Annotated in this window: 9 protein-coding genes; all 9 read left to right on the forward strand. The window is 32.2% G+C overall.

All coding sequences use genetic code 11. The features are described from left to right. Window positions 1–186: 186 nt before the first annotated feature. Window positions 187–1,020 (forward strand): DNA adenine methylase, encoded by an 834-nt coding sequence (locus C7377_RS09270; protein ID WP_116497084.1) that lies wholly within the window; start codon window positions 187–189, stop codon window positions 1,018–1,020. Continuing rightward, window positions 1,013–2,293 carry a type II restriction enzyme gene (locus C7377_RS09275; protein WP_116497085.1) on the forward strand — a complete coding sequence of 427 codons (1,281 nt, stop codon included), beginning with the start codon at window positions 1,013–1,015 and terminating at the stop codon, window positions 2,291–2,293. The genes C7377_RS09270 and C7377_RS09275 overlap by 8 nt, the downstream gene beginning before the upstream one ends. A 534-nt stretch (window positions 2,294–2,827) precedes the next feature. Then, window positions 2,828–4,192 carry a hypothetical protein gene (locus C7377_RS09280; protein ID WP_116497086.1) on the forward strand — a complete coding sequence of 455 codons (1,365 nt, stop codon included), beginning with the start codon at window positions 2,828–2,830 and terminating at the stop codon, window positions 4,190–4,192. Window positions 4,193–4,214: 22 nt separating this feature from the next. Then, on the forward strand, window positions 4,215–4,943 hold the full coding sequence (locus C7377_RS09285) for a hypothetical protein (RefSeq protein ID WP_116497087.1): 729 nt from the start codon (window positions 4,215–4,217) through the stop codon (window positions 4,941–4,943). Between the two features lie 277 nt (window positions 4,944–5,220). Then, the gene (locus C7377_RS09290) at window positions 5,221–6,720 is read left to right on the forward strand and encodes a DNA methyltransferase (protein ID WP_165806894.1); all 1,500 of its coding nucleotides are present in this window, start codon (window positions 5,221–5,223) and stop codon (window positions 6,718–6,720) included. Between the two features lie 3 nt (window positions 6,721–6,723). Then, window positions 6,724–9,363 carry a DEAD/DEAH box helicase gene (locus tag C7377_RS09295; RefSeq protein ID WP_116497089.1) on the forward strand — a complete coding sequence of 880 codons (2,640 nt, stop codon included), beginning with the start codon at window positions 6,724–6,726 and terminating at the stop codon, window positions 9,361–9,363. A 276-nt stretch (window positions 9,364–9,639) separates the two neighbouring features. Then, complete coding sequence (locus tag C7377_RS09300) at window positions 9,640–10,299, forward strand: hypothetical protein (RefSeq protein ID WP_116497092.1); 660 nt, start codon at window positions 9,640–9,642, stop codon at window positions 10,297–10,299. 261 nt (window positions 10,300–10,560) lie between these two features. Then, window positions 10,561–11,457 carry a hypothetical protein gene (locus C7377_RS09305; RefSeq protein WP_116497090.1) on the forward strand — a complete coding sequence of 299 codons (897 nt, stop codon included), beginning with the start codon at window positions 10,561–10,563 and terminating at the stop codon, window positions 11,455–11,457. Between the two features lie 32 nt (window positions 11,458–11,489). Then, window positions 11,490–11,873 carry a DUF3192 domain-containing protein gene (locus tag C7377_RS09310; protein ID WP_116497091.1) on the forward strand — a complete coding sequence of 128 codons (384 nt, stop codon included), beginning with the start codon at window positions 11,490–11,492 and terminating at the stop codon, window positions 11,871–11,873. Window positions 11,874–12,096 lie beyond the last annotated feature (223 nt).

Consider the following 12,096-nt stretch of genomic DNA (forward strand, 5'->3'; position numbering starts at 1 on the left):
GCTATATGCAATTGGTTGCTATTTTTTTGTTCCCAAAAACATAAAATCTAACGATTTTAATTATCTTCACAAAAAAACAGACAACTACACATAGCACTGCGTTAGGGCACATTTGAAAAAAATCCGTTCTTCGATAGAAAATTCCGTTCAATTTCGTTACTTTGTAGATCTTGATAAAATAACCAAATGAAAAAAAATAAATTAATAGCACCATTCTTAAAATGGGTTGGCGGAAAAAGACAATTAATGCCAGCTATTAATGAACTTTTACCGAAAAAATTTTCGACTTATTACGAGCCATTTGTTGGCGGAGGAGCTGTATTATTTGAAATTCAGCCTAAAAAGGCAATTGTTAATGACTTCAATGCTGAACTTGTAAATACTTACAATGTTATAAAAAATCAACCAGAAGAATTAATTGAGGATCTAAAAACTCATATTAACGAATCTGAATACTTTTACAATATTAGAGCTTTGGATCGTCAAGAAGGTTTTGACGAACTTTCAAATGTAAAAAAAGCTTCAAGAGTAATTTACTTAAACAAAACTTGTTACAACGGATTGTACAGAGTTAACAATTCAGGAGAATTTAATTCACCATTTGGAAAGTATAAAAATCCAAATATTGTTAATGACGTTACAATTAGAGCAGTAAGCAAATATTTTAATGCTAATGATATTACTATAATTAACGGAGATTTTGAAAGTGCAGTAAAAAACATAAGAAAAGGAGCATTTGTTTATTTTGATCCACCTTATGATCCAGTTTCCAAAAGTTCGAATTTCACAGGTTATGTTCAAGGTGGCTTCAACATTTTTGACCAAGTAAGATTGAGAGAACTTTGTGATAAACTTGACAAAAAAGGAGTTAAATTTTTAGTTTCTAATTCAGCAACACAATTTATTTTAGACCAATATTCAGATTATAATATAACTTTTGTAAAAGCAAATAGAGCAATAAATTCAGATGCTTCAAAACGTGGGGAAGTTGACGAAGTTCTAATTAGAAATTATGAGTGAAACAAAAAATGACATTGCTTGGAACAAGCTATTTGCAAAATATAAAATCTCGGAAGAAGTTTTAAAAAACGGTGCTTTTGAGATTAATTCTTCACAAATAAATGAATTTCGTGAAGCTCGATTAATGACAAAATTTGACTTCCGATCTCAACTACCCGAAATTTTTTCAGAAAATAAACTTTCAATATTACCAATTTCAAGAGGTGGTTATGTCATTTCAGACTTTGAAACTTTTATGGATTTTGAAAGCAAAGATCCAACACCAATTAAAATTGATTTTCCAAATTATTTAGAAAGTATTAAACACGACAATATTACAAGTGAATCTACTGCTTTAAATTGTGCTTTTGTAACAGGGATAATTGAGGATTTTGTCCAAGACGAAGATGTGAAACCAACAGTTAGTGGTCGAATGAGTTCTTTAAGTTTTGACTTTAATATTAAAACTCAAAAATCAGACTTAAACATTGTAGTAAATAACAGTCAAATAGAAATAGATGGTGGTTATGAAGGCGTTAATTCTTTAAGTTTAATTGAGGCAAAAAACTCAATTTCAAAAGACTTTTTAATTAGGCAAATGTATTATCCATACAAATTATGGAATAATAAAATTAATAAAGAAATCAAACCAATTTTTCTAACTTATTCTAATGGTATTTTCCATTTCCGAGAATACGTTTTTGAAGACCCAAATCATTATAATTCACTAAAATTAAAAAGTGAGAAAAGATATGTAATTCGTGATGGAGCAATCAACTTGGAATTAATTCAAAAAATTGCAAACGAAACACCAATTACAGCAGAATTAGAAGTTCCTTTTCCACAAGCAGATTCTTTTGACAGAGTAATTAACCTTTGCGAATTGCTCAACGAAAATGGTTCTTTGACTCGTGAATACATAACTGTAAACTATGACTTTGACGTTAGACAAACGAATTATTATACAGACGCAGGAAGATATTTAGGGCTGATCGACAAATCAAGAGAAAACGGAGAAGTAAATTACTTTTTGACTGATTTAGGTAAACGTGTTTTTGCTCTAAACATTACAGATAGACAGATTGAGTTTTTTAAAATAATTCTATCACATCGAGTATTTAACCGAGTAATCAAATCGTATTTTGAAAATTCTGAACAACCAAGCAGAAATGAAATTGTCGGAATAATGAAAACATCTGATTTGCACAATATCAATTCTGATGTAACATTTCACAGAAGAGCATCAACTATCTCAAGTTGGATAAATTGGATTATCGACCAAATTGAGGAATAAAAACGTGCCCTAACAACGTGTATAAAACATAGCTATTTCAGGCTTTCCGAGAGGTTTTTGTATATTTATTAAGTCCGCCAAATTTTTATTTTTGTATATTTAGAAACTAAAAGATAAATAGAAAAAATAAAAATTCGGCTCGTGCTAAATCTGAAAAATTAGTGTTTATTTATACGCTACGTTTCATACACAAGACCGATGATATAGCATTCGCCTGCGGCGAACAAAATTCCTACATTTTCGCTTCACTCAAATTCCCGTCCTTTTGTAAATGCTATATCATCGCAGTGCTATGACAATTACATATACCTCTATTAGCTAAAAAAACACTATCATCAAACAACGCCGCCAAGGCGAGATTTACGCTACACATCATTTGCTATATGCAATTGGTTGCTATTTTTTTGTTCCCAAAAATATAAAATCTAACGATTTTAATTATCTTCACAAAAAAACAGACAACTACTCATAGCACTGCGTTAGCGGTTATGCTAAAAGACGACACAGCAACAATGAAACTTTAAAACATAAAATATGAGCATAGTAGGAAATTCATTTAAAAGAGAACTCGGCAAGAATGCTGGGAAAATGGTATCAAATATGATATTTGGAGACAAGCATTCAACTCCATATAGACGAGTTCATAGTGCTCCACCTCCACCACCAAAGCCATCAAAAGCACAATTAGAACACCAAGCAAACCTTGCACGAATTGAAGCAGAAAAAGAAATGCAAAGAAAAATGCTTCAAGAACAAAAAAGGCAAAATAAAGCAGAACTGGAATTACAAGAACGTATTTTTAAAGAGCAACAAGAAAAAGAACAACAAGAGTATTTGGAAAAGTATATTGTTGAACTACAAGCTTCAATTAGAGAAGCTTTAGATATAAACACAGATGCTCCGACTTTTGAACAAATTAATTACTTAATAAGTGTTCTTGAAACTAAAAAATGGGCAAACAAACTTGATATAGGAACAAAAAGCTTAGAAAAGAACAAAAATCGACTAGAAAATGAATTATCAGACATATACCTACTAAAACTAAAAGAGTGTTTAGAGATTCTTTCCGATAGTTTGGGCGAAATGAAAAAGAAATATTATCTCGACACACTGCAAAAATTTGAAAAACGAAAATCAGAAGGATTATATGGCGTCATTGGTGCAAATGTGGGGGCATTAGCCAAGAAAGCGTTTAACCTGTTAAGAGGCAGTAAAAAAGAAATAGAAGAACAGACAAAAACAAATGCAAGCGAAAGCGAAGAAGCCATAGAATCTTCAATTTTCTTTGATTTAAATGAAAATAATAGAATTTCCGACGCACTTGCTGATATTTGGTCTAAATATTCAGATTCAGTAGCTACAGAAATAATCAACAGACGACCAATTTTTTCGGCTGATGGCGTTATGGATAGTGTTTTGTATGTAGGAATTAATCCTTCTTATGAGCCAGGAGACGATGATGTGTTTTTGAAAAGCGATGATGAAAAATCATTGCTATATGGTAGTTTATATCAAAGAGATGATGCCCCAGACTATTTTAAGAATTTAGAAGCATTTTCAGACACTTTAGAAAAAGGATATTCTCATACAAACCTACTTTATGCAAGAGAAAATGACAGAGATTTGCTACTACGTACCAATAGCGATTTTATAAGAGAACAACTTGAACTTACTTATGAAACTATTGTAAAAGTACAACCTGTTGCAATTTTCTTTTTCGGGACTATTTGCAGGGACTTGATTTTTGGTGCAGACAGGTGGGTTAATCCAGATTCAGAGAAAGACGGACATTTTATTCTTAATGGAACAAATATCCCAGTGTTTTTTACCGAAGACATTGCATTTCTTAATGATGCAGACAAAGATAAGCTTGCTCAAATAGCACGTTTAGTATTATAGTTTAACCAGTCAAACATTTCAAATGTACGGAGATAAATTTAAAAATTTTGTAAGTAAAGGAGTTGGAAACTATTATATCGGAACAGGTAACCCAAATTCTAACACTCTTTTGATTGGTAAAGAGTCTGCAATAGATACGAATGATACAATTGGTAGAAAATGGTATAATGACAATGCTTTAAGTTGGTCAAATCATATTGAATCAAACACTTGTGAAGTTTTGGAATATTCAGTTGACCATAATCATCCACTTAGAGCAGGTTGGGGGAAAAACACTTGGAGTAAGTATCAAAAGCTCTCTGAAATTATAAGAGAAAATGAAAGTCAACCGTATTACGTGGACTTTTTAAAACACTCTTTTACAACAGAAATAAATGATGCTCCAATGTTAAAAACATCGGATGCTGACAAAAGTGGAATACCAGCAAGAAAGATGCTTTTTAAATCTTCAAAATTCATTCAAGATTTTCCAGTTGTTGTTTTAGCTTGTTCGGACTACATTAAAAATAATGACGACATTAGGGAAATTGACGATATTTTTGGAGTTACTTATGCAGGAGACGAAAATGGAAAATTTTGGTACAACAAAGGAAACTGGTTCTTTTTGCATTACAGTCTTGACCGTAAAAAACTTGTAATCCACACAAGACAATTAAGTGCAGATGTCAAAAATGAACTACTCGTTGATATGGGAACGATAATTAGAAAGCACTTGATTGATATTGGAGAAATAGAAAGCACAAACCGCTAACAATCTATATATGTCAGAGTGGGGAAAGTGCTAATTATGAGCCTAATCACTCGCTCGTAGTTAGGTGGTGTCTTGACAGGAAAGTACCGCGTAATCCACTCCGCCACATATAGTTCACCGATGATATAGCATTCGCCTGCGGCGAACAAAATTCCTACATTTTCGCTTCACTCAAATTCCCGTCCTTTTGTAAATGCTATATCATCGCAGTGCTATGACAATTACATATAGCTCTATTAGCTAAAAAAACACTATCATCAAACAACGCCGCCAAGGCGTGATTTACGCTACACATCATTTGCTATATGCAATTGGTTGCTATTTTTTTGTTCCCAACAAGATAAAATCTATTGATTTTAATTATCTTCACAAACTATTAAGTGATGACGGTGTACTTGTCACCCATATTGACGAGAATGAATATCACAACCTTATCATCATTTATGAAGAGATTTTTGGCAAGAAAAACAACTTAGGAACAATCATTTGGGATAAGAAGAACCCTAAAGGTGATGCCCAAAAAATATCATATCAACACGAAAGCATTATCGTTTTCAGTAAGAGTGCAGATTTACTAAAAGGTAAAATCAAGCGTAAAAAGAAAAATGCTCAGAAAATAATTGAGTTCTCAAGAAAGGTCTTCGCCAAAATTGGGAAGGAATCCTATCCAGAAGACATTTTGCAAATCTGTAAGAAGTATAAGCTTGACAAATCACTTTTTGAAGAATACAAATTCAATTACAATTTAGAAACGGTTAACACCGAATTTGGCGAGTGGCTAAAGAGCCAAGATTTTAGTGGTGGTGAGAAAGCCTACAAATTCATAGACAAAGATGGAGAAGTATACAGGGGTGTTTCAATGGCTTGGCCAAACAAGAAACAAGCACCAGATGATTACTTTATTCCACTTATTCATCCTGTAACCAAAAAGGAATGCCCTATACCAGCACGTGGTTGGAGAAACCCACCTTCAACAATGAAAGAGCTTTTAGATAAAAAAATGATTCTGTTTGGAGAAGATGAAACAAAACAACCAGAAAGGAAATACTTGCTCAAGGAAAACATGCTTGAAAATATTAGTTCTTTAATAGGATTTGCAGGAAGTGACGATGAGTTTCAAAAGCAAATTGGAATCAACTTAGAAAACCCAAAGCCTCATTTATTAGCAACAGAAATTGTCGATTGGTTTTCAGATGAAGAATCTATCATTTTGGATTCATTCGCAGGGTCAGGAACAACAGCACACGCTACATTGAAACTTAATAGCCAAGATGAAGGCAAAAGAAGGTTCATTCTAATCCAGTGTGATGAATATGATAAAAAGGGGAATGTGGTAAATGTTTGTGAAGATGTTACCACGAAAAGAGTTAGGAAAGTAATCAGCGGATATGGCAAAGGCAAAAACCATGTTGAAGGTTTGGGCGGTTCCTTTGACTACTTTGAAATTGGCTTACCTCTTTTTGACGACAACCAAAACTTAAACGAGCAAGTTGGCATAAATAAAATACGAGAATACATTTGGTTTTCAGAAACTAGAACACCTTTTAAAGAGCCAAAAGAAGCAAATTACTTTTTAGGTAAAAAAGAAGATTCAGTTTACTATTTCATTTACGAAAAAGACCAATTAACCACATTAGATTTTGATTCTTTACAACTCATAAAAACAAAAGGAGAACAATATGTTATTTATGCAGATAATTGTTTGCTACCTAAAGAGTTTATGGCTAAAAACAACATCATTTTCAAAAAAATACCAAGAGACATTACAAGATTTTAGATTATGGAATTAAAAGGCTATCAACAAAAAGTAATAGAAAATCTTGAAGAGTATTTAGAATATGTTCAAGAACATAAAAATGTGTCAACTGCATTTAACCAATATTGGGAAGATAAAATTGGACCTTACAATCCTTTAGACAATACAGGAATGCAACCTTATAAAAATAACGCTCCAAATTCTGCTCACGTTTGCGTAAAAGTGCCAACTGCTGGTGGAAAAACGTTTATTGCTGTAAATGCGTTGCATTCTATTTTTTCAGCTTACGACACAAGCAAAACCAAAGCAGTTATTTGGTTAGTTCCTTGGAGTAATTTATTACAACAAACAGTAAACGCTTTATCAAACCCAGAGCATCCTTATCGTCAAAAACTAAATGCTCTTTTTAACCATAAAGTTGAGATTTATCAAAAAGAAGATTTGCTACAAGGTTCAAATTTTAATCCAACCGTTGTAAAAGAACAATTGAGCATTTTTGTTTTAAGTTTTGCGAGTTTAAGAGCCAAAAACAAAGAAGATAGAAAAGTTTATCAAGAAAACGGACAATTAGAATCGTTTGTACCTCAATACGCAAATAGAAAATATTTATTAGCAGATGTTGACGACACAGCTTTAATAAATGTAATTAGAAGTTTACATCCTGTTTTGGTAGTTGACGAAAGCCACAACGCAGAAAGTGATTTGAGCGTAGATATGCTCAAAAACTTAAATCCGTCATTTATTTTAGATTTAACAGCAACACCAAAAGACAATAGCAATATTGTGAGTTTAGTTCCTGCAATAGAATTAAAAAAGGAACATATGGTTAAACTTCCTGTTATTGTGTACAACAATCACGACAAAACAGAAGTCATAAACAATGCGTTGCATTTACAACGTAAATTGGAGATTTTAGCCAAAAAACAAGAAGCCGAAGGCGGAAAATATATCAGACCAATTGTATTATTTCAGGCTCAACCAAAAACCAATGACGACAATACAACTTTTGAGAAATTAAAAGAGCAATTATTGAGTTTAGGAATTCCTGAAAATCAAATCAAAATTAAGACCGCAAACATTGACGAACTTAAAAGCATTCCAGATTTACAAAGTAAAGACTGTGAAGTTCGTTATATCATTACAATAAATGCTTTAAAAGAAGGTTGGGATTGTCCTTTTGCCTACATTTTAGCTTCATTGGCTGACAAATCAAGTGCTGTTGATGTAGAGCAAATTTTGGGCAGAGTTCTACGTCAACCTTATGTTCAAAAACACAAAGCATTTCAATTAAATCTTTCTTACGTTTTAACAGCTTCTGCAAAATTCAACGAAACTTTACAAAGCATTGTTGAAGGTTTAAAAGCATCAGGTTTTAGTGGCAACGAACACAGAGTTGCAGATAAAATGACAGAAGAAGAGAAACAAACAGAAGTTGTAAATCCTGTTGAGTCTTTTTTATTTCCAGAGCAACAAACAGAGGAAAAAGAAGAAACGATTGACAAAGGAAGAATTTCTTTTAACCCAAATGCAACCGAAGAAGAAATTGAAAACACTTCAGTCATTGCCGAAATTGAATCAATGGCAGAAGAACAAAACAAAGAATTAGAACAACAAATACAGGAACAAGAGAAACAACCTGTTGACGAAAATATATTTCAAGAAATGGGAGATAAAGTAAAACGCTATCGAGTTAAAGAAGCGAATAAAAAATTTATTGAACAGATAAATTTTCCTCAATTCTTTCTAAAAGTTGTAGCAAGTGACATTTTTGGAACAGACGAAGAACTGCTAAACAGAGAATCGTTATTGAAAGATTTTAAATTATCTGATGAAGATATTAAAATCGATTTTGACCAAATTTCATCTGATTTGTACAAAGTAGATTTAACCGAAACTGTAAAAGATAATTATACACCAGATTGGGTAAAAATTGAAGAAAGTCAAGTAAAAGACCCAATTGCAGAATACATTTTAGCCAAACCAAAAGATGCGCAAATAAGTGATATTACTCACCAAATTATGCAGATTATTGGCAATATGTATCCAATTCCAGACCAAGAAATTAAAGTCTACGTTGGTAGAATTTTAAAAGGAATGAACGCAGAACAAATGCGTGATATTTTAGTTAGAAAATGGAGTTATACAGACAAAATAAAAGCTAAAATCAGACAACTTTCGGACAGTTATGCAGAAAAAAGGTTTATGGATTTGGTAAAATCTAAACGCATAATCACAAAGCAAAACTGGAAATTAGGAAAGGAAATTGTTCCTGGGAATGTTGGTTCATCAATTGGAAATTCTTTGTACGAAAAAGAAGGCTCAATGAACAACTTTGAGGAAAAAGTAATTATGGAAATTGGAACTTCCTCAAACATTGAGTTTTGGCATAGAAATTTAGAAAGAGGAAAAGGATTTTACATTAACGGATTTAAGGCAAATCATTACCCTGACTTTATTTTGAGAACTAAATCAGGAAAAACCATTTTGATTGAAACTAAAGGAGACCATTTGGATGGTTCAGACAGCGAAGGAAAATGCAGACTTGGAAACGAATGGGAAAAACAAGCTGGAAATGACTTTGCTTACTTTATGATTTTTGACAAAAAAGAAATTGATGGAGCGTTTACATTGGACAAGGCAAAGGAATTGATCAGCGGAATGTAAAAATCAACATCTGGTAACATAACATATTGAACAAAATAGAGTATAATAGGAACAAATTCATATATTTGTTAAACAAATTGCTAAAGGAGAAGAAAACTTCCTTTAAGAAACTTACAAATAACTGTAAGGAGTAGAAAAAACACGTTAAGATATAGAAAAAGAACCTTAAGGAGTAGACAAAGAGCTTTAAGGAACGCATAAATGAGTTTAAGGTGCTGGCGAGTGTCTTTAAGGAATACGCAAAAAAGAAAAAGTTTAACATTAAAAATTGCAAGAATGGCAACAAACAGAACATTAACCGAAGCAGAAGCTTTGGAACAATACCGAGTATCATTTGAAAACGTTGAAAAGCAATCTGAAATCGCTACAATTATGGCAGAGTTTGGATATGATGAAACCTTGTTAACAGAAGGAAAAACCTTATTAACAAAAACGCAAACAGCCTACAACAACAATAAAACAGAAGATAACGAAACAGTAACCGCTTACAATAAATTTTCAACTTCCAAAGAAAATTTAGCCAAAGTTTATGGATTACATCGTAAAAAAGGTAAAGTCGTTTTTAGAAAAGATGAAACAACACTGAAAAATTTAGGTTTAAAAGGAAGTTTACCACAGGCTTACATAAAATGGTTAGAAACAATTAAGAAATTTTATTCAACAGCTATTGGTAATACAGAAATTGAAACCAAACTAGCACGATTAAAAGTTACTCCAACCGAATTACAAGAAACAGTCGCATTAATTGCGGAGTTAGAAACCAACAGAGCCGAATATTTAAAAGAGAAAGGAGAAAGTCAAGATGCAACTAAACTGAAAGATACTGCATTTGGAGAATTAGATGATTGGATGCGTGAGTTTTATGCAGTTGCAAAGATTGCATTAGAAGACAATCCACAGTTATTAGAATCATTAGGTAAGTATGTAAAGAGTTAACAAACCAACAAGTAAGCACATTGGCAAACTCGCATCAGCCAAGCTCGACCAAAAGTTTGCCAAAGAGCTTACGGCATCCAACAAGTTTGATACATTCAACTACCAACGATTAAAAAATAGCCAGTGTACAACAATGTATAACCAAAATTGCTACATTTAGTAAAATAGAATGTTTCTTAATACTAATTTTAGTAATTTTATAAAACGAAAATTGTAAAAACCAATACACAACTTTGGTTATACTAAACCGTTGAATAGACTATGGAGAAAGAAATAAGTTTTACAGGATTACTTCCATTTAAACCATTCATTGAATCGTTTTCAGAAAATGTAATCATAGGAAATGATAAAAAACCAACATATTTTAAAATTGACTTTCCTAACCAAATCTCAGACAGAATATTTCATGATTTTGGTAAAACTTCCGTAAAACTTGACTTCAATTGTATTCTCGAATTAAGGACGTATGAAAATGTTGAAGAAGAAGATTCTAAGATTGAAATTAAGAATCAAATAACTATAAAGCTTCTTGAAAAGATAAATTTTATTATCGACCTAATAAGATTTTCGCTACCAAAAAATGATTGGGGCGTATTTTTAAGAAATATTGGCATAAGTGACTTACTTTATTATACGATTTCTGTTGAAGGAAAAGAAGTAGTAAAATCCACAAGGGTTACACATGAATTTCAGAAGTCAGAAAAATTCAAGATAGAATCTTTGAAGACAGATATTCCATTTGAATGGAATACATTAACCAAAGCTCTTGACCTTATTGAGCATGGATACTACAACGAAGGACTAATTACAGGTTTTTCATTATTGGATTATTGCGTACAAAAGTTCCTCAAAGAAAAAATGCCGAATTTGACTGAAAAAGAAAAAGATGAATTATTAAGGAAAATAGAAAGACAAAGACTTAAAATTTATTTAGGTACTTTCCTTAAACTTCTAATTGGAGAATCTATTGCTAATCAAAATAAGAAATTGGATGAACTTGAAAAACTAAATAACCTTAGAAACAAAGTTATTCATCAAGGCAAGCAAACCAACTATAAAACCTCAATAAATGGATTGAAGTCGATTCATTCAATTATATCCTTTTTAAATTCTGTTGGTGCAGATTATAAGATTCCAAACAAGGTAATATTTCTTTAATCATTAAATATTTAAACAAAACTTTTAACAATATGAAGTATTTTATTTACACTGGATTAATTCTAATTCTTACAGGATGTATGAGCACTGAAGCTATTCGTACTGCAAATCGTGAGAACATAAATCGAATTTCAATGGGAATTAGTAAGACTGAGGTTCTTAATATTATGGGGTCTCAAACAATAACAGCCGGTGATGGTACAAAAGTGAATAATCCATGGAGGTCAGAAATACTTAAAGGTGACAATGATGAGTACTATGAAGTATTGTTTTACTACACAGATTTAAAAGGTGCTGATGGCGCAATAACAGATGATGAACTTACTCCAATAATCCTAAAGGATAATAAAGTTATAGGTTGGGGTTGGTCATTTTTAAATGAAAATGTAAAAAAATACCATATAAATACAAGATAACAACATTGCCTAACACGCGGTATAAAAAATTGCCTGGACAGTAGGTTATTCAAGGGTTTCAGCCCGCTTTAACTTTTGAGTAGCTTGATAGAAAACCGTCCGCAATAGGCAACTTTTCATACCGCCAGCCGATGATATAGCATTCGCCTGCGGCGAACAAAATTCCTACATTTTCGCTTCACTCAAATTCCCGTCCTTTTGTAAATGCTATATCATCGCAGTG

Source organism: Balneicella halophila (assembly GCF_003096835.1).
Taxonomy (GTDB): Bacteria; Bacteroidota; Bacteroidia; order Bacteroidales; family Balneicellaceae; genus Balneicella; species Balneicella halophila.